Source organism: Haliscomenobacter sp., from assembly GCF_041740695.1.
GTDB lineage: Bacteria > Bacteroidota > Bacteroidia > Chitinophagales > Saprospiraceae > Haliscomenobacter.
Map to the genome: position 1 here is coordinate 1 of NZ_JBGSLK010000144.1, position 25,410 is coordinate 25,410.

Here is a 25,410-nt window from a genome sequence, read left to right on the forward strand (position 1 = left end):
CAAAGAAGGCAAAGACCATCTTTGCATTATCAATGCGATGCGCAACAAGATTTTGCTCAGGGTTTTTGCCGTCGTTAAAAATCAAGTTATGTATCAAAAAAATTTGAACAATGTCTTGCTTGAACCATAGAAAACACGACGATTTAAGATTGAGGCGTCGCCTCTCTTTGCTAAAAGCGACAGGATTGAAAACGGATGAAACGGATTGGAACGGATTTTTTATTCCGCCTGCGGCGGATAAGGACGAGCCGAAGGCGAGTCAAAGTCCGTTTAAATCCGTTCCATCCGTTTCATCCGTTTTCCAATCCTGCCGCTCTACGCCGAAGGCGTTAAAGCGCGAAGCGCACAAAAAGTCGTCGTGGTAAAATAAAAACTGAGCAGCGAAGCTGCTTGCTGCGTAATGTGAGTTACAAAATACGCTAGCCCACCATATCCACAAACAAAGCCTCAATCGTCTTCTCCAAATCCACACTAATCCCTGGATGTGGCCGCGAGGTTTGAATCGAGCCGCTGCGCACCGCGGTAAGCCAGCGAAAGCGCTCGGCGGCGTCGAGCTGGGCGATGGGGCTGTTGACCTTCTCTCCGGCGGCAATTTTGCTGAACGCTTCCAGGTTTTTGCGTAGTTCTTCTACATCGGCGTTGGGCCGCAGGGTCAGGATTTTTGCTTCCGGTAGTTGATGGCGCATGCAAACGAGTTTTTGCCTTTTGCAGAACAAAATCACCCCCACATTCACGAACTCTTCCCGTTCCACCGCAGGCACCACCCTGACGATGGCGTATTCATACAAGTGTTTTGGCTGCATCTTGGGCTTCTTTTATGAACTGCTCGGAATGAAGGAGTCTTTGGCTCAGGAAATTGAAATAGGTGTTGCGCATTTGCTCAGGGCTTTCGTCGACCGATTCCCATTTGAGCCACTCGTCGGGTATCCAATGTACAATTTCCTGAATTTTATCTGCCGTGATCGCGGTTCGGCCAAGCTGGTTGGCGGCTTCCAGTTGGGTTGCTTGGGGGAGTAAAACATGCGTTTTGATGTAGGGAAAAGCGGCATTTGCTTTCTGCTCAAAGGTGTCCCAACTGTGGTGAAAAAAGAGGGCGGCCCCATGATCAATTAGCCACATTTCCCGGTTCCACAGCAGCATATTGGTATTGCGGAAGGAGCGATCTACATTGGCAATGAAGGCATCCAACCAGACTACTTTGGAGGCATGTAGCGGGTCCAGTTGCGTCACCGCTGGATCGTAAGTGAAGGCACCCGACAAAAAATGCAAACCCAGGTTCAAACCTTGACTGGCTTTCAACAAATCCTGGATCTCCTCGTCGCCTTCGGTACGGCCAAAGTCTTCATCCAGGCCGGCAAAAACCAATTCGGGTACCTTTAAGCCCAAGAGGCGCGCCAGTTCGCCGCCGATCATTTCAGCAATCAGCGTTTTGACCCCCTGGCCACTGCCCTTGAATTTTACTACGTACTTGAAGCCATCGTCGGCTTCGGCCAAGGCGGGCAAGGAGCCTCCTTCCCGCAGGGGTTGCATGTAGCGCGTGACGGTAACGGTGCGGAGTGTGTTCATTTTACGGAGTAAAAGATTGTGAGTGGGGGTAAAAGTAAGGATTAAGTGGTGAAGGCACACTTTTACCTCATTTTTGTTATGTGCATTGGCTTGTGCTAATGCCTTATGTGTGTGACTGCTGCATGGATTTACAAACTGAAGTAAATTCTTAATGCATTGCCGTTATCTTTAAATAGAAAATAAGGTTGGTTATTCGATTGTAAGGTATATTCAATTATATCATCGCTACATAACAAATTGTTTAAACTGCCGTGATGGCTTACAACAAAAGCACTACTAATAAATGTGCAAGGGGTATCATTTAAGTCATCGTCTGTTGTGAAGAAATTTGGCAATGGAAATAAAGCATTTAGTGCAACTGAATGAGGTTTTGTATGTGATAATTTAACTGAAATATTTCCATTAATAATACTTGCATTTAATATCCAGTTATTCAGGCGAATATCCGTACCAGATGCCCCCCACTCAATAATATCTGATTTATTATGCAGTTTAAGAATAAGTTGGTCAACATCTGTATATGGATTTATGGGATGCAGTGCAGGTTGAGCTGTATTTAAGGAAGCATTTACCTGAAATCTAAGCCAAGAGGCATTTACAAATGCAATTTCAGTACGATAATTAATAGCAGCGAAAAGATCAAATGTTTTTTTCTTAGAATAGTCAGGGATAAAATTATGGCGTCTAATATACCCTGTTAAGCAATTTACCGGAGCACAGTTAGGAACTACAGGTGAACCACAATTTGTTGGCTTACCAGTTGCATCCTTGCATTCAGTTGCATTGAAAGTAGTATTGATTTTTTGAAAATGCATCAGCACCCATTCCTCAAAAGAACGGGAAGAAAATGCAATTTTTACACCAGTGGCGGCAGCATCATTAAAAGTCTCTAACAGCCTGGGGTGATTATCTTTATCAAAAACTATCCAGGCAAAATCAGCTGAACCATCTTCTATTACCCTTTTGGCTTTTTCATACAATTGATAAGGCGTAGTTTTAGGTTTATCTTCGTTTTCATCTGGATAAACATCAACACGGCCAAAAAAATTTAACGCTTCATCGGTTTGAGCCCAGCTTTCAAAATATTGATATTCTGAGGAAGTGCCTTCACAAGCAATAAACAGAATTGGTTTCAGTTTTATTTTTAAATTTTTCCTAGCCATTTAAATTGTTTTCTGTTCTGTCAAAAATGAAATCCAACTCTTTTATTTTTGGAAGACCTCCAAATTTGCCACTCATGTACCATTTATCGAAAGGAACATCATCTCTTAATCCTTCAACATCCAAATCGTACACACTGTATAATTTTGTACAGCCAAATTTGTCTTTTGAAGTAATCCAAATTTGATCTTTTCGGAAATTATTTCTATCTAATAAAGTGGTTTCGTGTGTAGCAAAAATAAGCTGTGCATTATTGGGGTTACTCTTAGGATGATTAAACAAACTAATAAGGAATCTGCACAAATAGGGGTGTAAACTATTGTCTATTTCATCGATCCAAATTGGCCTGCCATGCGGTAAGCTTAATGACAATAAAATTTCTGTACTAAGGCCCACTAATGCAAATGTGCCGGTTGACCCTTGCTTTATTAAATCAAACTGCTTTTTGCCAATTACGTTGTTATTGTCATAAACATCATGATACGTCTTAAATCGCTTTTGCTTCCTGATGCCTGAATAGGTTTCATCTGGTTCATTCAAAGCATTATTATCCGGCTTTACTACCTGTTCTTCTTCAACAAGTTCTAATCCTTTAATGCCTAAATCGGATAACTGGACTAACTTCATTACTTTATTTTTTATAGCGATTGCACCTGCTTCATTACTTTCAAAAATACGTTTTGAATTTTCGGTCATACGATGCATCATACCATTTACAGAGAGATTTAATACAGAGCTTCCAACAATAAAATAATTCCTAAGTTCCTCCCAAAACTCATCCCCACTATTGCCTAATTCGGATAAAAATAAACGTTTTGGGTTTATACTTTCTACATCGTTTTTCCCTTTAAAAAAATCAGGGTTTTTAGACAATATTTTTCTACCCCTTCTTCTATAAATTAATTTTTGTGTTTTCTCAGGATAGTACTTTAAAGTTTCTTCAATTATACCTTCGGTTTTTGAAATAGAAATGAAATAGATGTATTGTTGCTTATCCCATGCAATAAAGTTCAAAGTAAATTCAGTTGGTTTGCTTTCCGTTTCGGGAGATAGCTCAAAGGGCTCTGCAAATAATATTTCATCGTTTACATCATAACGGAATGATGCAGCAATGAGTTGACGGAAAGACCAGTAGGCCCTAATGACATTGCTTTTTCCACTTGCATTGGCTCCATAAATTACAGCAGTTTTTAAAAGCCTAAATTTTTTGCCATTCTTCGTTTCAATTTCAGCTACATTATCAGATTTGCCTTTTGAGCCAGATGCTTCCAGACTAAATACGGTTTCATCCTTAAAGGACCGGAAATTTTTTATGGTGAAATTTATCATCATTTTTTTGTGATTTATGTGCAATAATATGGCTATTTTTTTGTTTTTCAAAAAAAATGATTAAAAATATGCAAATAATTTACAAAAAAAGCAACTTAAGGTCAAATTGTTTTTTGCTGCCTTATCGCTTTTTTTGCTACCCCAGTGTTGAGGGTGACTTTTGCTCTTTTGGTTTTGCGAAGAGTCGGCTCGTGTGTTGGGCAAAACCAAATGTATTATGTATTAATTTGATTTTGATTAGCTCGTATCATGGCTTTTCGGTTCGGTTTTTAGATTTTTGCCAGAAAACTCCGTTTTGGTATCTATCCCCAGAGCAGTGATTTTTTCACCATAAAAATAAACATTAACGAGAAAAAGTATACAAACACCCTGAATTTGTATTACCCTACCACCTATTTTCCCCGCACCTTTGTACCATGATTCAAACACATTCAAACATGAGCAAAGTAATATTGATTACCGGGGCAAGTTCAGGAATGGGCAAAACAACAGCCCTCAAACTCATCGAACAGGGCCATAAGGTCTATACCGCGGCCAGACGCATCGAACAAATGCAGGACATCAAAGCCGCGGGCGGTTTCCCGATCCAAATGGACATCAGTCAGGAGGCGGATGTGCAAAAAACCGTGGACACCATCATTCAGGCCGAAGGAAAAATTGATGTGCTCTGGAACAATGCCGGTTATGGCCTTTATGGAGCAGTGGAGGATATCCCCGTCAGTGAAGCCCGCAAGCAGTTTGAGGTGAATCTTTTTGGCCTGGCCTCAATCACCCAAAAAGTAACGCCCTACCTGCGCAATGCCAAGTCGGGCACCATCATCAATACCTCTTCGATGGGTGGAAAAATGTACACCCCAATGGGCGCCTGGTACCACGCTACCAAACACGCCCTGGAAGGATGGAGCGACTGCCTACGCCTGGAATTGCAGCCCTTCAACATCAATGTAGTGGTATTGGAACCCGGGATCATTGAAACCGAATTCGGTTCCGTGATGTTGGACAGCATCAGCACGTTTTCGGGAAAAGGCCCTTACAAAGGTATTGTCGATAAATTGGTGGTGGCTACGAATAAAATGTACGAGCAGGGCGGTACCAAAACAGCGGTAATCGCCGACACCATCGTCAAAATTGTAAACAGCACAAACCCCAAAACCCGCTACCGGGTGGGCAAGTGGGCGAAACCAATGGTGTGGATGCGTGTTTATTTGGGAGATCGCTTATTCGATCGCATCGTCATGAGTCAAATTTAGCCAGCATGAGCAAGGTCATTCACCTGGAAACCATTTCCGATTTGCACCAGTTGTTGCAGCAACCCAAAGCGAAACATCCTTTGCTGAGCGTGGTGGATTTTACGCAATTTGACGAGCAATTTGGCGCGGGCCTTAAAATGAGTTCGGGTTTTTATACGATCATGTACAAGAACTACTGCGTCAATACCCTCAAATACGGACGCCACCATTATGATTTCCAGGAGGGGAGTTTGATGTGTATTGCGCCCCAACAAGTGATTACCCTGGATGAGGCGGTAGAAAAAAGGGCTGACGCAATGGGCTGGGGGCTCTTTTTTCATCCGGATTTGATCCGGGGAACGGCTTTAGGGCAGCGCATCAAAGACTATTCCTTTTTCTCCTACGAAACGAACGAGGCCCTGCACTTGTCGGAAAAGGAAGAACGCACCTTATTCGATTGTGTGCAAAAAATCAACGCCGAGCTAGCCGAAAACATTGACCGACACAGCCAAACGCTGCTGGTTTCCAACCTGGAATTGCTGCTGAACTACTGCACGCGCTACTACGACCGACAATTCATCACCCGGAAAAACGCCAACAAGGACATCCTGAGCAAGGTGGAAGAGCTGTTGACCCAGTATTTCCAGTCACCCAACACACCTGAAAAAGGCTTGCCAACGGTCAAATACCTGGCCGATCAGGTGTATTTATCCCCTAACTACCTGAGTGACTTGCTGAAACGAGAAACGGGGATGAACGCGCAGGATCACATTCATTATCATTTGATCGAAACGGCAAAGAACCTTTTGCTGAGTTCCAATCAATCGGTGGGGGACTTGGCTTTTGCGTTGGGGTTTGAATATCCGCAGTATTTTTCGAGGTTGTTTAAAGCGAAGACGGGGATGACGCCGCTGGAGTTTAGAAATGGGAATTGAGAGGGGATTAATTAGATATAGTTTCAATTGTCACTAAACTATTAAGTTAATCAGCCCATTTTGGTGGTCTTTAAATCCAACTATTTTAAGTTTACTTCTTCCTTATTCAAAAATTCCTTTATTGAGGTCCATTTTATTTTTGAATATCTATCGTTGTCATATTTTTGGAATACTACTCTACCCTCCATCATATCCCTCATGTATTGCATTCCTTGCCAAGCTGGATAAAGGTCTTTTTTTGAAGGTGAAAAGAATCTAGTCATTTTAATGAGCACATTTAGAAGATTAATTCCTCCCGGCCTGAATATTTTATACTTTTCACCCGTAAGCTCTGTTAGCAATTTTACGAACTGGTTACAAGTTAATCTGTCTCCTGCTATTCTCAAATATCTTGGAGCGTCTTCATCCATTGCTACTTCGGCAGTAAATTCGGCAACATTATAGGTAGTGGTAAATTCCATAATTTGATTTGGGTTACCCCAGCAAAGTATACTTTTTCGTTTAAACATAATCAAAGGCATATCCGTAGTTAGTAGATCCATAAAGGGTCCGTTAAATATAGTGGTAGCTTTAATGGGTGTTTTGTCAAGATAATGGTGAAATTCCCTTCTTAAATCTAAGTTTCTATTTTGGCCTTCTATTAAATTGGTAAAATCAATTGAATAATCACTTGGTATAAATCTTCGCACATTAGCTTCAATAGCAGCATTCAGAATAATTTTTTGAGTATCCAAAATGGTTTCTTCTAAACCAGCCAAAGCGGAAACAACACAATGTGCACCGACACAATGCTTTGAAATTTCAGATTTATTGCTAATATCCACTTGGCAGACTTTGACACCTTTTTTTTCTAACTCATCTATCTTTTTCATATCTGTTTCTAAACGTACAATGGCCTTAACCTCCGCTCCCTTTGCTAACAATGCATTTGTAATTTTTACTCCTAAATTTCCGGTAGCACCTACCACTACTATTGTTTCCTTCATTTCTAAATCGTTATATTTTTTGATTGTGTATTCAGTCCCATGGTACAATAACCACCAACCGCCACAGCTTTACAAAGCTCCGAAAAAAAATGGAACGAAGCGAAGATTTTTTCGGAACTCCGCAAAGTCGCGGTTGGGTTGCGTCCTCATCCTACCCAGTTTTGCGCAAAGCCGCTTTTGGGCAAGGTTTTTTACTTAAATAATTTATCTAAATTCAGGTATTTTGTTTCTAAAAAGAAAATGCTCCATTCACCATATTCATAGTTACCTAAATTCTCTGCACGGCTAAAAAAGAAATATTTGCCATCTCGTGAAAATCGCGGACTACTCTCTTCATCCTTTGAGTTGACTATTTTTCCAATTGATTGTGCTTTGCTCCAACCTTTTTCTGTTTTTTTTGAAACAAAAATATCTTCGCCGCCTTCTCCACCTGGTGCTCCAAAAGAATTGAAAACTAAATATTTTCCATCCGGTGAAATTACTGCTGAATAAACCCAATACTTTTCATCATCAAAAAAGCCATCTATCAATTTTGGCTCAGAAAATTCCTTGTTGTTGAATTTTGTTTCATAAAGATTGATTGCCTTGGTTCCACGTTTCATTGATGTGAAATAAAATGTGTTGTTGTCATTTGTGAAAAACAAATTATTATTCGATGATGGCCATTCTTCACCTGCTACTTGAACCTCGTTGATTGGTTCCGGCAATGGTTTTGGTTCGCTCCAACCTTTGTCGGTTTTTTCCATCATCCAAATATTCATATCAAAGTTGCCTTTATTGGGTTGGTTTGGGATTGGTCTTTCAGAACCAAAGAAAAAGAAATCACCGTTTGGTGTGATAAAAGGTGTTTCATCTCTGCTTGAAGAAAAGTGTGCAAGTTTTGGGGTTGACCACCTGCCATCTTCAAAATCACTCTCATAAATCATTTGTTTACCTTCACGTGGTCTTCTCGAAAAATATACTTTAAGCCCATCAGTGGAAAAAGTCAATTCAAATTCGCTGTTGTCTTTTGTGGATATAACTCCTTCTGCAAAGGGAATTGGACGCGAAACTATTTCTTTCGAGTATTGAATTTCGGGTATTTTAAGCTCATTTTTGCAGCTTACATGGCTAAAAAAAATGAACAGTAATAAGCTATTTGATGTCTTCATTGCTTTTGTTTTTAAAATGGAAGAACACAATTCAATGTGTAAGGTTTTTGATCCCGAATAAAAACAAAGCACTATGCCATCTTTAGTTTTTCGCACCAGCTCCGCCCGGGTCAGCAATTTTGCTTTTTGCAGAACAAAGTCACCCCCCATTCACAAATTCTTCCCAACCCAACCCAATCTAAGTATTTCTCTAGGTTGTTTAAAGCGAAGATGAGATGACGCAGGTGGAGTTCAGGAATGGAAATTGAGAGGGGGGTGACTTTTTTAGTGTTCAACTAAAATTGTCTGATGCGCTTTTCCTTCAATCGCCGTATCTATTTATTGTATTCTTCAGATGTTACCGGCTTTAACCATTGAACGATACCTTTCTCTGTATTAGGTATAATGTATAACTGGTATAAACCTGTATCAGGACTTGCACCATGCCAGTGCTCTACGTTTGGTGGACACTTTATCACATCACCTTTTCTGATTGTTTGCTTCGGCTTTCCTTTAATTTGATGAAAGCCTACCCCACTTGTTATAATCAGAATTTGACCGGCAGGATGTATATGCCAGTTGCTTCTGGCTCCTGGTTCGAAGTAGACGTTTCCAATAACCGTATTGTACGTGCTGTCATTTGCAACCAGTCGTGTATTCCACGCATTTCCAGTAAAGTTTTCGGCTGGACCTAATTCACCTTTTGGGAAAATGGCTTGCACTTCGGTCTTGTTGTTTTCTTTTGTGTCTGTGCAAGCCTGTCCCAAAACCAGGAGGGGCATTAATGCTAGGATTGTTATTCTTTTCATAGTTTTAATCATTCATAACCATTGGATTTGATCACATAGGGCAAAGGTCAGCCAATAACAACCCGTGCTGATAATGATAATCAAACCAATAAGTAAGAATTTCAAACTTCTTGCAGTCTTACCGATTTGGGGTTAGTGCCAGTGAGCTTTTTGAAGAAGTTGTTAAAGTAGGTGGGGTACTCAAAACCAAGGGCATAGGCAATATCAGCAATATTCCAGTCGGTATGCTGTAGTAGTGCTTTTGCTTCACTGACAATTCTTTCTGTGATATGCGTAGTAGTAGGTTTGCCTGTCACTTCCTTAACAGCACGGTTGAGATAGTTAACATGGACATTCAGATTGCCAGCGTAGTCCTGGGCTGTTTTTAATTGCAAGGAATTATCAGCACTTTCAATGGGAAATTGCCTTTCTAGCAGTTCAAGGAATACAGAAGTTAGTCGGGTAGCTGCATTAATATGCTGATCCTTGTGTTCTGAAGGCTGTAGTTTTAGTGCCTCATGGATAATCAGGTTGATGTAATTACGGATTAGTTCGTCTTTATACACATAATTTGCCTTTTGTTCTTCAATCATTTTTTGAAATAACGTACTTAAAAACTCCCGTTGGTGCTCGGTTATTTTCATAATAGGTGTGCCGCCAATTTTAAATAATGGGGAATGTTGCAAGCTTTCGGAACGGTCTGATTTTAAAAATTCTTTTGAAAACAGGCAGGTGTAACCTACATAGCTTGTGGTGATTGTCTCCCAAGAATAAGGAATATTTGGGTTGCCGAAAAACAAAACTGTTCCGTCCTGCTCAAAACTTTTGTCGGCATAATGAATAATGCTCTTTCCTGTTGTGAGGCAAATTTTAAAAAAGTCTTTTCTGCTATAAATACGTGTGGCGTTTCCATCGCCTTCTATTTGGAAAACATTAAAGCCCTTTAACTTTAATTCATTGTTGAATTCTGAAACGGAACGTACATTCTTGTTTTGCATAAAGCAAAGTTAAGAAATTCAATCCTTAAAGTCAACCTAACGGAATGCCTCCATAGTTCAATTTTCTACCTACCACGGGCCATGCTGCTTAACCTGATAAAAACGTTGACCATCAAACCGATAGAGCCCTTGCCCTGCACCCCACCACATGTTTCCAGCCTTATCTTGATACATACTTTGCACACAGCAATTTAAACCGTCAGCAGGCGTAAACACGGTAAACGCTTGTGGATTGGGTAAGGGAACGGAAGGGTCAAATCTCGTGGTACTGCCTCGGGCGGTAACCCAAATGATACCCGACGGTTCTTCTATGTAGATACCCCAAATTTCAGTTCCACCTAATCCGTCTTTGGAGGTGTATTCCGTTAAAGTTTTACCGTCTGCCCTGAGTTCTGCCGAAGGGTCATATTTGCAAATGCCGTTTTTCATCGTAAACCACATATTTCCATCCTTGTCCTGTGCTATGCCTCCCGCATAGTTTTCCCCTAATTCTTCCTTTTCTACAATATTGGTAATTGTTTTTCCATCATAGCGAAAGACACCATTGTTAGAAGAAGCAAACCAAATGTTTCCACTCCGGTCTTCCATGATGCCCGCAACATTGATCGGAGGAAGGGCTTGAAACAAGGAGAAACTTGGCTCCCCTTTGCTATCAGCAATTGGGTCATAGCGGAAAACGCCGCCATGTGTGCCTACCCAAATCGTACCCGATTGGTCAACAACGATGCTTTTGCGGCTGATATTTATATGGCTCAGGCCATCTTTTTGGTTGTAATTTCTAAAGGTTTTTCCACCCGCCCTGAGCGCAGCCGATGGGTCATATTTGTAAACGCCCTGGTCAGTCCCAAACCAAAGATTACCGTTTTTATCTTCATTAATAGAAAAAACAGAATTGCTATAAAACCATCAGGATTAGAAAAGTAGGTCAAGGTTTTGACGTCATACCTCACTACACCTTCGCCTAAGGTGCCAAACCATAAATTCCCTTTCGAATCCTGAAAAATACTGCGAATGTATTGACTGACTAAGGTCGTGTCAAAATCGGGGGCCAGAGCAGCTGCCTTAAAGTTTTTGATTACGGTTGGGCCTGGTTCGGAAAGAATGAGGTCTCTAGGGGTGTTGGTTTTTTCTTGTCCCTTGCAGGCAGAAAAAATGGTCAAAAAGCTAAAAAGCAATATTTTGTTCAGTGCCATAGTTGTTTTTTTCGCCTCCAAAGATATTGGACGTCAACTATCCTGACGCTTTTTAATTGTAAAAAGAAGTAACAGAGATGTAAATGTGTGTAAAACCACCGAAAACTTTGTCTATCAGGAGCGTATTGTTCTTTCTGCGTCAAAATTTGTCCACCAAACAGTTTAGTCGTTTAGTGAATCAATACCTTCTTGTTTAAGTTTTTCCAATGCGTCTTTCATTGCTTTAACTTGCTCGGGTGGGTGGGCTTTCCACACGGAAACTTCTCCTATAACCCTGAAAGGTTCTGTCGAACGATAAGATTTTGTTGGGTTTCCAGGGAATTTTTTGTCGGTCAAGTCGGGGTCGTCTTCAATCTCGCCGGTTGGTTCTACCAAATAAATTCTCTCCTGCCCGTCACCCACTGCAAGCTCTGCGCCCCAAATTGCAGCATCCAATGTGGCAGATAAGAAAATATATTTTGCATTTTTTCTTTGCCCGTAGTTTGAGTTAAATCCAACTTTAATCAAGTCGCCAACATTCAAGTCAGCTTTTGTCCCGTGAAAATAGGTCTGTGCGAAAGGTGTCGCACCTTGCCCAATTGATTGATGTTCGTTTTTGTTGTTTTGGTTCATGATCAAAGTTGATGTTTTGTTCGGCTTCCTTAGAGCATGTCTAAATATTTTTGTTTTAAGCGAAAATGAGGCCGATTTAGGGTGAATGAGGCACGAAAAGCGGAGTGTAGCAGCGCTACATGAGCATTTTCGGAACGAAATTCACCCTAAATCGGGCCATTTGTAGCAAAACAAAATTTTTTAGACATGCTCTTAATCATTGTCATTGCTCAATCGGCCATGTAATACCACCAATTGGTATGATCAGTAGGGTGATTTTCATAATTTCCTTTTATGCCTTTTTGCGCCAATGTATTGTAAATCACCACTTCGGTAGCGTTCCAGTGCCAGAGTCGCTCAAAAGTGAGTTGGAAAGAGCTGTTTCGTTTCTCATATTGATAGGCTCTCGTGCCCATAATATTTAGTTTTGGAATCTCTTGAATATACTTTCCTATTAAGGATTCTAAATTTTCGGGGTATTCGCCGTTCTCGGTTTTGTATTTTTCAATTGCTGAAATAAGGGGTTCAGTCTTTACGATGGCTTTTTCACGGGTGAAAGCTGCTACATTTTCCACCGCAAATTTGGAAGAGAGCAAAGCAATAACAGGAATTAAAACAAGGTATAAAGGGGCGGGATTGAACTTATAGTCAGTCTTCTTTTTTAGTTTTTGGATAAGGTAAATGAAAAAGGCCACTATTGAGATAATGATTGTCAAAGGCAAAATGCTGAATGTTTCACCTTCGAGAATGCTTCTTGTTATTTTTATTGGCAAAAACAGAAAAACAGGAATCAGTGCCAACCACGATGGATAATAACCGTTGGTCTAACGGTTGAGTTGTTGACCATTTTTGTTTCGCATCTCGATGATGAGCCAACCCAACCCAAAGGGCACAAAAGGTAAAGCAATGTATCCTATCGTTTGAGCAAATTGAGAAATGCCATGAGCAAAATTGTTGCTTGAACCCGGTAAGAACGGTGCAACAGATGCTACTGCAACCAACAGCGATAGGAGTAAAAGTGGTAGCCAGTTTTTTGGTTTCATTGTATTGCGGTTTACATTAAAAATAAGATTGGGTTTTACAATTGAAAACAGTTCAGCATACAATCGCCTGCGGGCAATTTTCAGTCCGTATTTTTGCAAGTCACGATGATATTTTTCCTGTAAATCGCCTTCAATTTCTTCCTGAAACTCAGGGTGAACAATGATGCGTAACAACGTCATCGCCCAACTTGGTGGTTGTTTTTCAAACTGATCCATAATTCAATCCAAGTTTTGGGATGGCTTCCCAGAGACTGTTGCGTTTTTCTCTGTTTTCAGTCACTATTCTTTCACCTTCGGCAGTAATGGTGTAGTAGCGTTTGCGTTTTCCGCCACGTTCTTTGGTAGCTTCGCCAAACTGTGAGGTTACCCAGCCTTTGTCTTCCATCCGTTTGAGTACAGTTTGTACCGCACCTATTGCTGCCGACCTGCCCGTGCGCTTTTCCAACTCTTCGATGATGCCGATACCATAAGCCTTGCCATTCATTATGGCTACGATTAGAAGTATCAACTCTTCAAATTCTCCCATTGGTTTATTTTTACCACAAATGTAGGAATAATATTGATATTTACAAGTTTTGTAGTAAAAATAATTCTTCGTTTCGTTTTTTGGATTTTTTGCTAAGTTTTCAAACACCCCCCTAAATCCAATTGATCTTCTTCAACAGCAACTCCCGATGCCGTTTGCTCAGTGGAACTTGATGTTGGTTGATCTGGATAAGGCTGTCCTGCAAATCAATGTTGAGTATTTTGCTGGCGTTGATAAGGTAGCTGCGGTGCACCTGGATGAAGGAAGTAGCAGGCAATAGGCCATTTAAATCCTGTAAGCTCAAGCGGACCAGGAATTTTTTCCCTTCTGTACAAATCTGGCAATAACGCCCATCCGCTTCGATAAAAAGGATGTCCACAATGGCGATTTTCTCCAGTTTCTGGCGCACTTTGATGAAGAGATGATTTTTGAATACCAAGTCATTGTCCCAATCTTCTGCTTCGGGTTGCGCCAGGTTACGGATGGTCAGTTCGATGCTGCGTTGGAGTTGTAGGTCGCTAAACGGCTTGGTGAGGAAATGAATGGGGTTGGTACGTGCTGCTCGATTAAAGGTCAGGTCATCTTGTATGGAGGTAATAAAAATAATCGGGATGTCAAAACGCTGCTGGATTTGCGCGGCGAGTTCGATCCCATCGTATTGCCCCTGGATGTGAATGTCCATCAAAATGAAATCAGGAGGGTTTTTTTCAATGATTTTAAGGGCATCGGTGCTATTGTCCACAATGCCGACCAACTCGTATTCCAGTTTTTCGATCAACATTTCCAGTCGATCTGCATACAGTTCTTCATCTTCAACGATGAGTATCTTCATGCTTTGGGATTTAAATAAGCTCTAAGATGCAACCAGGGGTAGTGATATGGTAAAACTCGACCCTTCGTTGAGTTTGCTTACGACCTGTACTTTTCCTTTGTTCAAGGCGACCAATTCTTTTACCAGCATTAGGCCCAGGCCGGTTCCCTTTTATCGAGCATCAAAGCCATACAAAGCTAATAACAATCTACCAAAATCCGCTTTTGCCTTTTCAACTCATCAGGATGCGGCAAACCCTGAGCTTCCGTCATTTTTTCCAATATCTCCCATACGCCCTTCAGCATGGTCAAAGAGCCACAAATCATCATGACTCCGTTTCCGGAAAGTAAGTCTACCACCTGCTGCGGTTGCTCTACCAGCAAATCTTGCACATAACCCGATTTTTCACCCCGAGAAAACTTCAACAAACAATCATTTTCGTTAAAATAAGGTCGATACAATTCAAAATCAGCGGGGTATCTACCGCCCCAAAACAATTGGTTTTCGCCACTTTGCATGCCCAAAAACGGCGCGATACCCGTGCCATTGGCTACCATCAAAACCGGAACATTGGCCGCAGGCCGGTGGAAAGTGACATTGCGTTTGACAAATGCTTCAAAGTGATCACCTATAGATAAATTGCCTAGGTAATTGGAGCACAAACCCGTTCTTTTGATGACCAAAACCAGTTCATTTCCCCCAAGCGCGGCAATGGAGTAATAGCGTTCTATATTTTCATCCGGCGGATATACGCCCAACAAATCACCCGAAACGATGCCAAGATTGACTGAATGGGCAATGCGCAACAGGAAGGTTTCACCCTCTTCCTTTTTTTCAAGGATATGGAAGGATTCCAGGCCTTTTTTGCGGACTGGTTTCAGTTTTTTGGTATCCACCATCAATTCAGTGCCACTGTACTTGTTGAGTGCTTTGACCCAATCCATAAACTGCACCACCGATTGATTGTCGACGGTCAGGTAAGGGGTTATTTCCTGGGTGTTTGGGATGGATTTGAGTTGGTCGCGCAAAGTGGCGGCATAAGCGCAAAAGGCTGGATAAGCACTGGAACCAAAACCCAATACGCTGAACTGAATGGATTCGGCAGCTGCGAGTTTTTGCTCTAATTGTTTCAACATGCCTTGGGCATTTTCGGGCGCATCACCGTCGCCGTAGGTGGAGCTGAGAAAGAGCAAAGTTTTTTTGCCGCTGAGGGTAGGAATTTTATTGATGCTGAGGGTATTGGCCACTACGCCCATTTGCGCATAGGCTTCTTCCAGCGCGGTGGCAAAGCGCCAGGTATGACCCGTTTCTGAGCCGACTAGAATGTAAGTGTCTGAATTCGGGTCGTGAGGGTGTTTTTGCTGCTTGGTTTTCCATTTTTCGACCACCATTTGGAAACCGGTTACCCCAAGGAAAAGCATGACGAGCGAAGACAACAACAAGACACCAGACCACCACATGGAACCTTCACCAGTATGGAGGATAAAATTGAGTAGTCGGAGGCGTTCGTTTAAAGTGACTTGCTCAACTTTGGTGATTTTTCTACTGTTTTTATCAAAATACAAATGGCGATCCGCTAGCTCAATGACCAGCGGGTCTTCATCCAAAACGGGAAAGCTCACCTTTTTTACTTCACGCAAAAGGATGCCATCGAGTGGCGTGCGGGCAGCATCGGCTGTAAGCTGGACGGCCTGTTTTTTAGGCGTCGGGATAAAACGTACGACCGATAAATAGGTACCCGAAACCGCAACGATCAGGATGGGAATAAAAAACCAGCGGCTCCACTTGGCGTGCCCATCTCTTTTGAGTTCCAGAATTTTGATGGGATTGAGCACAGCGCGAATGCCTCCAGCTCTTTTGATGTGTAAGGCGATGCCGCTAATGGCCAGGAAGACCAAAGCCAGGGAGGCCAGTCCGACCAGAATACGGCCTGGGGTTTTGAGAAACAACGAGCGGTGCAAATCGCGGGAAAGGTTAAAAATAGAGGATAAGGCTTTGGGTGCCTCAAGCACCTCTCCCGTCCGGGCACTTACGTACAAGGCGCCCTCTTTTTCCATGCCGATTCCCTCCACTTTGATGTTGCCATAAGCGTTGGTTTCCAGGCTGAATATTTCGAGGAAATGTTCTCCTAGTTTTTCCTGAAAAGCAGTCAATGTCAAATCAGCTGTTGGCTTGCCAGAAACGGCATTTTGACTGAGGAACCAGGGTTCCACAGCCAAAATGCATCCGGTCAAAGCCGCTAGTAAAATAAATCCCCCGGCAAACAGGGTGGAGATGTAATGAATAACCCGCCAACTCTTGTTCATCAAACTACTGGCCTTTGATCAATTTTACATAACGGATGTATCCGGTGCCTTCGACGGTTTTCCCCACATTGGCTTCCGAAAAGTCCATTTCTACGTCTTTTTCTTTGTAATCCTGGTTTTCCACGGCGGTTTCAAAGCGCAAGCGGTAACCCTTGTTGAAGTATGCATCGTCCAAGCTGAGTGAAAACACCTTGCGCGTACCGACAGTGATGGAGGCACCCGAAATGCCATCCAATTGCTCTTTCTGGGTAGTGTGGAACTTGTACCAGGAAACAATATCGTCGTACCAGCGGCTTTCCTTGCCAAATACTTGCAAGGTCTTTTTGTATTTGCCCTTGGAGTCGATTAATGACACCACCGCATAAGCACCTTCTCCTGTATAGTTAGTGAGCTGAATCAGGCATTTTAAAGAGACCTGTTGGGTTTTGTTTTTGAACCCAAATCCGAGTAAGATGCTGAAGATCAAAACGCCGCCAAGGCTCAATTTTAGCCAGTTGCTTTTGTTCATGTGTTTATTTTTTCAGAAAATCAAGATTCAGTTTTTGCTTGCCGAGCACCTCATTTTCGGCAATCAAATCTAATACGGTTTCATCCAACTCGGTGGTGATGCCTGGATCAGCGCCTTTTTGAACCAAAAATTGCAGCAAGTCCAGGTTTTTGGCTTTCATACTCGCATAATGCAAAATCGTGTAGCCATCCTTGTCTTTGGCATTGACGTTCAGGCCCAGTTCAAAGAGTTTGCCCAACAGCGCGGTGTCGTCTTTTTCCAGCGCCGTATGTAGTAAAACACCTTGGTTGGCGCTGCGGCGAATATCGGCACCGGAGGCTTTCAGGAGCTCAATGATTTCGTTGGTACGCTGGATGCTGCCTTTGCGGTGGTTAAAAACCAGATGGTAGTACAAATCGTGCCCTTCTTTGTCCAGGATGCGCGTATCAGCGCCCTTGTCAATGAGCAACTTGACCACTTCTGGTTTGTTAAAAGCTACTGCGTTGGTCAGTGCAGAGGCACCCTTGGCATTGATTGCTTTTACATTGTTGGAGGCAAGCCAGTACGTTACGTTGGTCAATTCACCTCTGGTGGCCGCCAACATCAGCGGGGTATTGCCATCCTGATCCGCTTGGGTCAGGTTTACGCCCGACTCGGTGATGAACTTTAAAATTTGCTCGTCCAAGCCCAAGCGGGCGGCGGTATGCGCCAGGGTTTGGCCGTTGGCCGCCTTTCCTTTGGGATCCAGCCCCAGGCTTTTGAGGTATTGCAACAACTCCACTGTTACTTTAGCACGGCCTTTGCCCACAAAAGTGAAGGCATTTTCACCCGCGGTGTTGGGGGCATAACTCACGCCCATGGTCACAAGATCCTGAAGCGTTTTAACGTTCCCACCACCTACGGCGTAATGAAACAGGCCATTGCCTTTTTTATCGGTGTCCTTCAGGCTCAAACCTTTGCTGACAAAGTAATTGAGGAAAGAGATGTCTTTTAAGTTAGCAATGGCTGCTAGCATCACATTGCGCCCTTCTTCGTCTTTGTCGTTTTTGATGTCGCCGCCATTTTTTAGGCAAAAATCATAAATCGCTGGGTCAGCTTTGCCACTCATCGGGGCGTGCATGAGCAGGGATTGGCCGTGGCTGTTGATGATGTCGGTTTTGGAGCCTTTTTTCATCAAGAGTTCCATCACGGGCAGATTGCCTCTGGCGGTGGTCCACATCAGGTAGTTGTTGGAATGGTGGGTGACCACATTGACATCAATCCCGGGTTGGTCTAAAATGAATTGGATGGTTTCAAATTGGCCATCGGCCATGATGGCGAGTAGGGGGCCATCCCAACCGCCGGGGCCCATTTCGAGAATGTTGTGGCCTTCGGCCATTTTTTGTTTCACTTCCTCTACTCCAGGTTTTTTGGCCCAGAATTCCCGGTTGTGGAAAATATTGCCTTGTGCCAACATCTCGCTTGCTCCGAAACTGAGGAGCGAAAGCACAACGAGTAATGCTTTTTGTATTTTTTTCATCATTGAAGATTTATGGATCTGAAGGATTAAGAGCATGTCCAAGCCATGTTTAGTTCACATCCCACCAAACCTTTGCGCTCAGGATGTCGTCACTCCCTTGTCTCGACGCCTCAGTGTTGTTGGTTTGCCGCTCGGATTCAGGGTACATGAAGCGCAATGGACGCACATCTGGTGCCGGTGCATCCAGGGAATTAGGAATCGCCGGGATGCCCAAACGACGATAGTCATTCCAGGCTTCGATGCTGGAAATGGAGTTCAAGGCCAGCCATTTTTGGGTGATAATCTGCTCCAGGCTTTGATTAAAAGCTACATTTTCCTGCGCGAGATAAGGCGCTACTGCGGCAGGAGCAACACCTAAGTACAAGAAGGATTCGGAGATGGCTTGATCGTACAAGGTTTTTGCAGGAGCAATCAACCAGCCTCTCTGCGCAGCTTCCGCCTGCAAAAACAAACTCTCAAATGAGCCCAACAAAATAGAAGCCTGGGTGGCACTTTTAAAAATCCCCCCCGCTTTGTTGGCATTCTCCTGAGGGCCTTTAAATGCGGAAGTACTGGCGCGGTTGTAGATGGTTTCTGCATTTGGATTGCCAAACAACACGCCCTTGTATTGCCCACCAACGGCTGCGTACAATTGCTCCAAACGGGGGTCGTTGCGGCTTACATACTGATCAATCAGGTACTGCGTAGGGCGAATGTCGATGTGATTGGTAGTGCTCACCCCTTGCACGTTGCGGTAGTAGTTTTCCCACAGTGGATTCATTTTTCCCGCAGTGAGTAGGTATCCTGGTTGTATGGAAGCGTGTTGGTTTACACCCAAAAAACCACTGCCTTCCGCTGTGATCTTTTGCATTTCGCTGTTGAGGTAAGCTGTGTTTTGGGTTTCGCTTTGGCGAAGCAGCGCTCTGAGTTTGAGGGTATTGCCAAATTTCAGCCACAGTGGGGCATTTCCTTTAAACATCACATCATCGGTAGTGGGGGTGGAACCCACCGCTTTAGCCACTTTGATGTCGGCCATACCTTCGCTGATCAAATCGATGGATTTTTGGTACACGGTTTTTCCCTCTTCATAAGTCGGGGTTGGGAACACGGTACCTTGCAGTGCCTCGTCAAAGGGCAGGTTGTTGTAAATGTCGACCAAGCGCATGAAATGCCAAGCTTGCATGATTTTGGCGATGCCCGCATAAAAAGAGGCATCTTCAGCGATGGCTTGCTCTTTGATCAATTGGTAGTAGAGTAGGGTAGTGTAGCCGTTTTCCCACACCGGAATCCCGTCGCGTTGGTGGCGGATGGCCGGGCCATTGTAACTTTTTAAATCAGGGAAGAGATTGACCCCTTCACTGGTGGTGCCCCAGTAGCCTGCCCAGAATGCGCCAATTTGGTTGAGTTGGATGTTTTCCTGATTGACTGAGCTGACCAAAGCTGCCGAAAGTTTGGCACTCAATTTCAGGTTTTCGGATACTGGAGCGTTGGGGTTGCTGTTTACGTCCAGGAAATCTTCACAAGCGCTGAAGCTGAGTCCGATGATCAACAGCATAAAAACCAAACGTATATTTTTCATTGGTGAAAATTTAAATTTGTTAAAAAATTAGAACCACAGTTTTAGAAGCCCACACTCAGGTTAAAACCATAAGTACGGTAAGGCGGCACCTGACGGAAACTGATGTAGCCATCTGTTGTGTTGTACAGGTACTCGGGGTCGCCGTAGTTGTTGTCTTTGTGGCGAATGATGAACAGGTTGGTAGCGATCAGGCCTAAAGAAGCTTCTTTGATGAAGCGCCCACCGCCAAGGAATTTTGCCGGAATGGTATAAGAGATGTTCAGTTCTCTCAACTTGAAGTAGTTGGATTTGGCAGCGGTATTGATTTGTACTTCGCCTTGTTTGGTCCAGTACGCCTTGTCACCTTTGGAGTATACCGTAGTGTTTTCGATGTAGGTTCCTTCCACCGTTTTGAGCACTGAATTGGGGAAAATGAAGGGCTCGCGGTTGAACTCCGCAGTGCGAGGGTCGGTACCCGCCGTGTACATGCGCGGCACAATCTCGGAATACAACCAGCCGCCCATGCGCCAATCGAACTGCGCGGCAATGCTCAAACCTTTGAAGGAAAGATTGGTGCTCAGTCCCATTTGATAAGGTGGAACCATGGTGCCCAGGTGTACCGGGTCGGCAGCTACTAGTGGCTCGCCCGTTTTTTCGTTGATGATCACTCTACCTTGCGGATCACGCTGGTAATCACTCACCAAGAGGCTGGGATAAGCCTGGCCGATGTTGGCATACGACTGCCGGAAAATGTTGAACGAAGTCAAACCTTCATACAACTCCTTCACCTGGTTATTGATGTGGGTAAAGGCAAAGCCGAGGTTCCACTTGAAGTTTTGCTGACGGATGATGTCGCCACTCACCGTCAATTCGATGATGCTGTTGGTAAGTCTTCCGGCATTGACCAAAGCGCTGCTGTAACCTGTAGCGCGAGAAGTGGTGGCATTGAAAATTTGCCCTTTGGAGTCCGAAAAAATATAACTGCCCTCCAAGTTCAGGCGATTGTCAAACAAAGACAATTGAGTGCCAACCTCGAAAGAACTTACAAATTCTGGCTGAATATCGGGGTTGGGATAACGCGAACTAGGTGTGAATCCAACCAGGTTGCCAAAAGGAAAGCCGTTGATTTGGCTGTAGGGATTGTTCAGAGAATAAGGATCGAGGGTTACGTTGCCTGTTTTGTTAAAAGAGGCGAAAATTTTGCCAAAATTGATTCCCTTCAGACTTTTGAGGGCAGGAAATGCGTCGGTAAAAATAAAGGAAGTACTGAAGCCAGGGTAAAAGTAGGAACGGTTTTCTTTGCTCAATACCGAAACCCACTCGTTGCGGCCAGTGAGGGTTAGGAAGAGGTAATTTTTGTAGCCCCCGGTAAATTCTCCGTAGGTAGCGGTTGAGCGGTATTGCTTGATGCTCGAACTGCCCGACAACTCACCAATGCGGCTGCCAGGGTTGTACAAATCGGGGAGGCTCAAATTGGATGCACCAATGGAAGTGGTTTTGGTGTTGTCAATTCTTGCGTTTTGACCCACAATGAGTTTGACTGAAAAATCGCCCACATTTTTTTGCGCAGCCAAAATCAAGTCATTGTTAAAACGGCGGAAGTTGTTGTTGCCATCCGTCACCGAACCGTTGATGTTTCTGCGGCCAGCGGCTTCAAATTTGCCTACAGTGTTGCGGGTTTCGTTGGCGCTGGAATAAACGCCCGCGCGTTCAATCAGGCTCAGCCAATTGGTCAGTGGAAATTCAAATTCCAGCTTGCCATTTAAGGTCTGTTGGGTCAAACGGTTGCGGTAGTTGTCAATTTGATGGTAGGGATTTTTCTGCAAATCGGTGAAGAAGTAAAGCGGGTTCGCCGCGCTATTGGGGTTTTGCCAGTCCTTGAGGGTATTAAAATCAAGATTGGCGGGTAGTTGATACGCCGTGATCCAGGGGCCATCGGGCGTGGTTTCGCTGGAAAAATGCACGTAGTTCAGGGTATAGGAAGTTTTTAATTTGCCAAAATTGCGCGTGCCGTTGAATCGTCCACCCGTTCTGCGGCTGACATCAGAAGGAATAATGCCCTTGATGTTGACATCCTGGAGCGAGATAAAGTAAGTCGATCTGGAATCGCCGCCAGAAAAAGACAAGTCGTTTTGTAGGTTCAAACCAGTCTGAAACAAATCCAGGCGATTGTCTCGATCTGGAGCAGCATAGGGCAATTGAGCAGTACTTCCATCGGGCAAGGCCGCGCCAAAGGCTTTGGTAGAACCGTCAAAAGCAGGGCCCCAGGATTCGTACTGGGTGGGATTGTATACGCCATTCACCCCCTGGCCAAATTGCGTTTGCGCTGGAGGCAACATGAATACGTTGGAAAAAGCCGTGGTATTGCTAAAACGCACCGATCCGCGGTCTTTCGAGCCAGTTTGGGTGGTGATCATCAAGGCGCCATTCACGCCTTCCGAGCCGTACAAGGCCGCGGCGTTGGCCCCTTTCAGCACGGTGATGCTTTGGATGTCATTGGGGTTCAAGCGGCTGATGTCGGGTACGGGCACTCCATCCACCACATAAATCGGGGCGTTTTTGGAGCGGTTCAGCGAGCGGGTGCCGCGCATAATGACCTGAATTTGAGGATCAACTTTACTGTCGTACATGTTGATGCGCAAGCCAGCTACTTTGCTCGTCAGCCCAGTAAGTGGATTGACGGTTTTGCCTTGGTTGAGGTATTCATTGCTCAGCACTTGTGAGCCGCCGCCTAACTCCCGAGCGGCTCTTTTGATGCCCAAGGCACCTGTGACCACAATTTCGGAGAGTTGGCTGGCATCGGCGACCAGCGCAAGCTCCAAGAAGCTTTGTTGGAGCTGTAGAGTGATGGTGATTTCTTGGGTTACGAAGCCTACATAAGATACGAGTAGCGTTTGTCCAAGCTCGGCATTGATGGAGAATTCTCCGTTTTCATCCGTAGCAGTTCCAGTGCTTTGACCTTTAATGATCAGGGTGGCACCGGGAAGTTGCTCATTCGATTCGGCCTCAATAATCCTGCCTTTGATCGGCTTACTTTGTGCCCAAACAGTATTTGCAGTTACCAGCAGGCCAATGGCAAGTAAAAAAATATAGAAATTTTTCATGATGCGCGTTTTTGACAGTTCGAGTCTCAGTGCTTAGAGCACAAGTGGAATTAATTCAATTAAGACTAAATCTAAATAATGGCACAAAAATAAACATCGATCCTATAAGTTCTAATGCATCAAAAATGTTTACGGCTTGCTGATGCTAGGCGTGACTTCTGTTACCATATTATTGGGTATTGGGTGCTTTGTGTGGAGTACCTAAACTGAGGGAGGGTATTGTGAACTATTTTTTCGAAAATAGTATTCTATGTATTTGATTTTCAGATACAAATTAGCAAACTATTTGAGCCATTGGCCGCTTGTTCTATTCCATGATTGGAGTTTGTTGCAGTGGATTTTAATTGATCGTACCTAATATTGGTTATCAATTTGAATGTGCTTATACCTAACTTTTACTTAAAGATGGTTAGGTCTCATCGGAATACTCAGGTGGTTTGTTTGTACAAGTTTACCTGTTTAAAAGGCCGGCAATTGATCGATTTTTTTATTTTTGTACCATGAAAGCATCATTTCTCTCCATCCTGTTTTTCCTGGCGCTGTCCATCGGACAAGCCCAAACGACCCCTTCCGTCATTTTCATCGTTCGCCACTGCGAAAAAGCGATGGAAAGCACCGACAATCCCAATCTGGCCGAGGAAGGGAAAAAACGTGCTACACACCTGGCGGAAATCCTGAAAAATACCGGAATTGAAGCCGTCTATTCTACCGATTACAAAAGGACTATGCAGACAGCTGAACCGCTGGCCAATGCGATGAAGCTTAGCCCGACAGCGTATGAGCCTAGGGATGCCAATTTTGGCGAACAACTGCGCAAATCTGGCAAAAAAATACTGGTGGTAGGGCACTCAAATACCGTTCCCGACTTGTTGAACCAACTGACCGGGACTAAAAATTACCAGCCCAATGATGGGTACGGGGATTTGTGGGTGGTGACGATGTTGGAGAATCAGCCAGTAACGGTGTTGAGGTTGAGTTTTTGAGCTACTCAAACTTAATCTTCCGATAAATATCCTTAATCAATACCTCCAGCCCTTCAACCTGCATGACCTCTTCCAGACTGAAAAACTCCTGATTGATCCAGGTATTGGGTTGATCGGTGCGGCGATAGGAAGATACCCGGGCATGATCTTGATTAACGTAAATGATTTGCTGCAAACTATCTTGTTGTTTGTATTCGGGAAGTTTGATGTCGCTATCAAACTGGGCAGTAGTAGGGGAGTGGATTTCTACGATCAAATAGGGGTTGGTAATGATTGCGGTGGAGTTGGGCTTGAAGGTAGGTTCTCCTTTCACCACCATCACATCAGGGAGATAGTAGCCACCTTCAAACTTGGGGATTTGTACCCCCGAGTTGCTGCCCAATACCGTAAATTCATCAGAAAAGGCATATACATTTTGCAGTATTCCTCCAATGGTCATGACTAAGACTTCATGCCAATAAGATGCTAATCCCATGGTAATGATTTCGCTGTTATGGTATTCTACTTTAAAAGGCAATTGTTCGGCTACTGCAAAATAATCCGCTTCGGAGGCGGGTATATGCACCACAGTTTCCGTTTTGAGGCATTCAAGAATGCTCGTTTTTAAATCCTGAATCAATACCATTGGATTCATTTTTTCCAAAAATAGGATAAATTTTGGGAAAAAGCTAGTCTACGATTAACTATGATTTTAGTGCGTTTTTTATTGTTGTATCAAAATTGGGATGCCCCTGTCTTCTATCAAAGCCCTACAAAAAACCGGGCAAACTCTTCTATTTACAAGGTGTGACTTTTGATCTGCGCCAATTTGCTCGAAAAGACATACGCAATTGACTTTGCCCTCAACTTGGTATGTTCAGCTATTTCCCCCGCAAACAATTCATCCATATTCTCCTCAAACAAACTGATCCATCTTTCAAAATGGCTTTGATCCACAGGTAAAGGCACATGGGCTGCAAAAGGATTGCCTTTGTAACTTTGGTTTCCAAAAATTAGGGTATTCCAAAATTGATACATTTTAGGCAAATGACTTTGCCAGTCTACCTCCGCAAAATCGTTGAACACATAGGAAAGTAAAGAATCTTGGTTAACTTTTGTATAAAAGGAGTCTACCATTAATACAACATCTTTCTCGGTGCGGATATCGGGTCTGCTTGTATGCATTAGCTGTTTTTATTTAAACTGAAT

At 43.6% G+C, this 25,410-nt stretch carries 25 protein-coding genes and 2 pseudogenes; 3 read left to right on the forward strand and 24 right to left on the reverse strand.

What is annotated here, in order from left to right; translation table 11 throughout:
* Nucleotides 1-419: 419 nt before the first annotated feature.
* The 4 genes from ACEW9O_RS29530 to ACEW9O_RS29545 form a co-directional block, all read right to left on the reverse strand.
* Nucleotides 420-803: a DUF3037 domain-containing protein gene (locus tag ACEW9O_RS29530; protein WP_373553841.1), complete on the reverse strand. Its 384-nt coding sequence runs from the start codon at nt 801-803 to the stop codon at nt 420-422.
* On the reverse strand, nt 781-1,566 hold the full coding sequence (locus ACEW9O_RS29535; protein WP_373553842.1) for a HipA family kinase: 786 nt from the start codon (nt 1,564-1,566) through the stop codon (nt 781-783). The genes ACEW9O_RS29530 and ACEW9O_RS29535 overlap by 23 nt, the downstream gene beginning before the upstream one ends.
* A gap of 128 nt (nt 1,567-1,694) precedes the next feature.
* Entirely contained in the window at nt 1,695-2,729 is a 1,035-nt protein-coding gene (locus ACEW9O_RS29540) for an RloB family protein (protein ID WP_373553843.1), read from the reverse strand.
* Nucleotides 2,722-4,107 (reverse strand): ATP/GTP-binding protein, encoded by a 1,386-nt coding sequence (locus ACEW9O_RS29545; protein WP_373553844.1) that lies wholly within the window; start codon nt 4,105-4,107, stop codon nt 2,722-2,724. The genes ACEW9O_RS29540 and ACEW9O_RS29545 overlap by 8 nt, the downstream gene beginning before the upstream one ends.
* A gap of 386 nt (nt 4,108-4,493) precedes the next feature.
* Here ACEW9O_RS29545 and ACEW9O_RS29550 point away from each other — a divergent pair, with 386 nt between their 5' ends.
* Nucleotides 4,494-5,306, forward strand: coding sequence for an oxidoreductase (locus ACEW9O_RS29550; RefSeq protein ID WP_373553845.1), 813 nt, complete (start codon nt 4,494-4,496; stop codon nt 5,304-5,306).
* A 5-nt stretch (nt 5,307-5,311) separates the two neighbouring features.
* Nucleotides 5,312-6,220 (forward strand): helix-turn-helix domain-containing protein, encoded by a 909-nt coding sequence (locus tag ACEW9O_RS29555; RefSeq protein ID WP_373553846.1) that lies wholly within the window; start codon nt 5,312-5,314, stop codon nt 6,218-6,220.
* Nucleotides 6,221-6,300: 80 nt separating this feature from the next.
* On the opposite strand, the gene ACEW9O_RS29560 is transcribed toward ACEW9O_RS29555, so the two are convergent.
* From ACEW9O_RS29560 to ACEW9O_RS29645, 18 genes and pseudogenes are all read right to left on the reverse strand, one after another.
* Nucleotides 6,301-7,206, reverse strand: coding sequence for an NmrA family NAD(P)-binding protein (locus tag ACEW9O_RS29560; RefSeq protein WP_373553847.1), 906 nt, complete (start codon nt 7,204-7,206; stop codon nt 6,301-6,303).
* Nucleotides 7,207-7,397: 191 nt separating this feature from the next.
* Entirely contained in the window at nt 7,398-8,357 is a 960-nt protein-coding gene (locus tag ACEW9O_RS29565; RefSeq protein WP_373553848.1) for a TolB family protein, read from the reverse strand.
* A 314-nt stretch (nt 8,358-8,671) separates the two neighbouring features.
* Nucleotides 8,672-9,145 carry a cupin domain-containing protein gene (locus ACEW9O_RS29570; protein WP_373553849.1) on the reverse strand — a complete coding sequence of 158 codons (474 nt, stop codon included), beginning with the start codon at nt 9,143-9,145 and terminating at the stop codon, nt 8,672-8,674.
* Nucleotides 9,146-9,246: 101 nt separating this feature from the next.
* Complete coding sequence (locus tag ACEW9O_RS29575; RefSeq protein WP_373553850.1) at nt 9,247-10,122, reverse strand: helix-turn-helix domain-containing protein; 876 nt, start codon at nt 10,120-10,122, stop codon at nt 9,247-9,249.
* Nucleotides 10,123-10,191: 69 nt separating this feature from the next.
* Nucleotides 10,192-10,710: a two-component regulator propeller domain-containing protein gene (locus tag ACEW9O_RS29580; protein WP_373553851.1), complete on the reverse strand. Its 519-nt coding sequence runs from the start codon at nt 10,708-10,710 to the stop codon at nt 10,192-10,194.
* A gap of 123 nt (nt 10,711-10,833) precedes the next feature.
* Nucleotides 10,834-11,001: pseudogene (locus tag ACEW9O_RS29585) on the reverse strand (regulator); the annotation flags it as partial.
* Nucleotides 11,002-11,114: 113 nt separating this feature from the next.
* A pseudogene (locus tag ACEW9O_RS29590) lies at nt 11,115-11,315 on the reverse strand (regulator); the annotation flags it as partial.
* 162 nt (nt 11,316-11,477) lie between these two features.
* A complete protein-coding gene (gene arr, locus ACEW9O_RS29595) occupies nt 11,478-11,894 on the reverse strand; it encodes an NAD(+)--rifampin ADP-ribosyltransferase (RefSeq protein WP_373553879.1) in 417 nt (138 codons plus the stop codon).
* A gap of 242 nt (nt 11,895-12,136) precedes the next feature.
* Entirely contained in the window at nt 12,137-12,706 is a 570-nt protein-coding gene (locus tag ACEW9O_RS29600) for a hypothetical protein (RefSeq protein WP_373553852.1), read from the reverse strand.
* A gap of 24 nt (nt 12,707-12,730) precedes the next feature.
* Complete coding sequence (locus tag ACEW9O_RS29605; RefSeq protein ID WP_373553853.1) at nt 12,731-13,165, reverse strand: permease prefix domain 2-containing transporter; 435 nt, start codon at nt 13,163-13,165, stop codon at nt 12,731-12,733.
* A complete protein-coding gene (locus tag ACEW9O_RS29610; protein WP_373553854.1) occupies nt 13,152-13,475 on the reverse strand; it encodes a PadR family transcriptional regulator in 324 nt (107 codons plus the stop codon). Before ACEW9O_RS29610 ends, ACEW9O_RS29605 begins: the two co-directional genes overlap by 14 nt.
* A gap of 112 nt (nt 13,476-13,587) precedes the next feature.
* Nucleotides 13,588-14,307: a LytR/AlgR family response regulator transcription factor gene (locus ACEW9O_RS29615; RefSeq protein ID WP_373553855.1), complete on the reverse strand. Its 720-nt coding sequence runs from the start codon at nt 14,305-14,307 to the stop codon at nt 13,588-13,590.
* A gap of 21 nt (nt 14,308-14,328) precedes the next feature.
* Complete coding sequence (locus ACEW9O_RS29620) at nt 14,329-14,445, reverse strand: hypothetical protein (protein WP_373553880.1); 117 nt, start codon at nt 14,443-14,445, stop codon at nt 14,329-14,331.
* Between the two features lie 38 nt (nt 14,446-14,483).
* Nucleotides 14,484-16,592 carry a PepSY domain-containing protein gene (locus ACEW9O_RS29625; RefSeq protein WP_373553856.1) on the reverse strand — a complete coding sequence of 703 codons (2,109 nt, stop codon included), beginning with the start codon at nt 16,590-16,592 and terminating at the stop codon, nt 14,484-14,486.
* A 4-nt stretch (nt 16,593-16,596) separates the two neighbouring features.
* Entirely contained in the window at nt 16,597-17,100 is a 504-nt protein-coding gene (locus ACEW9O_RS29630) for a DUF2271 domain-containing protein (protein ID WP_373553857.1), read from the reverse strand.
* A gap of 4 nt (nt 17,101-17,104) precedes the next feature.
* Nucleotides 17,105-18,598 carry an ankyrin repeat domain-containing protein gene (locus ACEW9O_RS29635; protein ID WP_373553858.1) on the reverse strand — a complete coding sequence of 498 codons (1,494 nt, stop codon included), beginning with the start codon at nt 18,596-18,598 and terminating at the stop codon, nt 17,105-17,107.
* Between the two features lie 49 nt (nt 18,599-18,647).
* Complete coding sequence (locus ACEW9O_RS29640) at nt 18,648-20,156, reverse strand: SusD/RagB family nutrient-binding outer membrane lipoprotein (protein ID WP_373553859.1); 1,509 nt, start codon at nt 20,154-20,156, stop codon at nt 18,648-18,650.
* Nucleotides 20,157-20,197: 41 nt separating this feature from the next.
* Entirely contained in the window at nt 20,198-23,239 is a 3,042-nt protein-coding gene (locus ACEW9O_RS29645; protein ID WP_373553860.1) for a SusC/RagA family TonB-linked outer membrane protein, read from the reverse strand.
* Between the two features lie 500 nt (nt 23,240-23,739).
* Between ACEW9O_RS29645 and ACEW9O_RS29650 the strand changes: the two genes are divergently transcribed.
* Nucleotides 23,740-24,222 carry a histidine phosphatase family protein gene (locus ACEW9O_RS29650; RefSeq protein WP_373553861.1) on the forward strand — a complete coding sequence of 161 codons (483 nt, stop codon included), beginning with the start codon at nt 23,740-23,742 and terminating at the stop codon, nt 24,220-24,222.
* Between the two features lies 1 nt (nt 24,223).
* Here ACEW9O_RS29650 and ACEW9O_RS29655 read toward each other — a convergent pair whose 3' ends face one another.
* Both ACEW9O_RS29655 and ACEW9O_RS29660 read right to left on the reverse strand, forming a co-directional pair.
* The gene (locus ACEW9O_RS29655; protein ID WP_373553862.1) at nt 24,224-24,856 is read right to left on the reverse strand and encodes a Uma2 family endonuclease; all 633 of its coding nucleotides are present in this window, start codon (nt 24,854-24,856) and stop codon (nt 24,224-24,226) included.
* Between the two features lie 143 nt (nt 24,857-24,999).
* Nucleotides 25,000-25,386 carry a group III truncated hemoglobin gene (locus ACEW9O_RS29660; RefSeq protein ID WP_373553863.1) on the reverse strand — a complete coding sequence of 129 codons (387 nt, stop codon included), beginning with the start codon at nt 25,384-25,386 and terminating at the stop codon, nt 25,000-25,002.
* Between the last annotated feature and the right edge of the window lie 24 nt (nt 25,387-25,410).

Coding starts and splice junctions, on each gene's coding strand:
- ACEW9O_RS29530 (WP_373553841.1), bottom strand. CDS start 803: ATGCAGCCAAAACACTTGTATGAATACGCCATCGTCAGGGTGGTGCCT.
- ACEW9O_RS29535 (WP_373553842.1), bottom strand. CDS start 1,566: ATGAACACACTCCGCACCGTTACCGTCACGCGCTACATGCAACCCCTG.
- ACEW9O_RS29540 (WP_373553843.1), bottom strand. CDS start 2,729: ATGGCTAGGAAAAATTTAAAAATAAAACTGAAACCAATTCTGTTTATT.
- ACEW9O_RS29550 (WP_373553845.1), top strand. CDS start 4,494: ATGAGCAAAGTAATATTGATTACCGGGGCAAGTTCAGGAATGGGCAAA.
- ACEW9O_RS29555 (WP_373553846.1), top strand. CDS start 5,312: ATGAGCAAGGTCATTCACCTGGAAACCATTTCCGATTTGCACCAGTTG.
- ACEW9O_RS29560 (WP_373553847.1), bottom strand. CDS start 7,206: ATGAAGGAAACAATAGTAGTGGTAGGTGCTACCGGAAATTTAGGAGTA.
- ACEW9O_RS29565 (WP_373553848.1), bottom strand. CDS start 8,357: ATGAAGACATCAAATAGCTTATTACTGTTCATTTTTTTTAGCCATGTA.
- ACEW9O_RS29570 (WP_373553849.1), bottom strand. CDS start 9,145: ATGAAAAGAATAACAATCCTAGCATTAATGCCCCTCCTGGTTTTGGGA.
- ACEW9O_RS29575 (WP_373553850.1), bottom strand. CDS start 10,122: ATGCAAAACAAGAATGTACGTTCCGTTTCAGAATTCAACAATGAATTA.
- ACEW9O_RS29580 (WP_373553851.1), bottom strand. CDS start 10,710: ATGGAAGACCGGAGTGGAAACATTTGGTTTGCTTCTTCTAACAATGGT.
- ACEW9O_RS29605 (WP_373553853.1), bottom strand. CDS start 13,165: ATGGATCAGTTTGAAAAACAACCACCAAGTTGGGCGATGACGTTGTTA.
- ACEW9O_RS29610 (WP_373553854.1), bottom strand. CDS start 13,475: ATGGGAGAATTTGAAGAGTTGATACTTCTAATCGTAGCCATAATGAAT.
- ACEW9O_RS29615 (WP_373553855.1), bottom strand. CDS start 14,307: ATGAAGATACTCATCGTTGAAGATGAAGAACTGTATGCAGATCGACTG.
- ACEW9O_RS29625 (WP_373553856.1), bottom strand. CDS start 16,592: ATGAACAAGAGTTGGCGGGTTATTCATTACATCTCCACCCTGTTTGCC.
- ACEW9O_RS29630 (WP_373553857.1), bottom strand. CDS start 17,100: ATGAACAAAAGCAACTGGCTAAAATTGAGCCTTGGCGGCGTTTTGATC.
- ACEW9O_RS29635 (WP_373553858.1), bottom strand. CDS start 18,598: ATGAAAAAAATACAAAAAGCATTACTCGTTGTGCTTTCGCTCCTCAGT.
- ACEW9O_RS29640 (WP_373553859.1), bottom strand. CDS start 20,156: ATGAAAAATATACGTTTGGTTTTTATGCTGTTGATCATCGGACTCAGC.
- ACEW9O_RS29645 (WP_373553860.1), bottom strand. CDS start 23,239: ATGAAAAATTTCTATATTTTTTTACTTGCCATTGGCCTGCTGGTAACT.
- ACEW9O_RS29650 (WP_373553861.1), top strand. CDS start 23,740: ATGAAAGCATCATTTCTCTCCATCCTGTTTTTCCTGGCGCTGTCCATC.
- ACEW9O_RS29655 (WP_373553862.1), bottom strand. CDS start 24,856: ATGAATCCAATGGTATTGATTCAGGATTTAAAAACGAGCATTCTTGAA.
- ACEW9O_RS29660 (WP_373553863.1), bottom strand. CDS start 25,386: ATGCATACAAGCAGACCCGATATCCGCACCGAGAAAGATGTTGTATTA.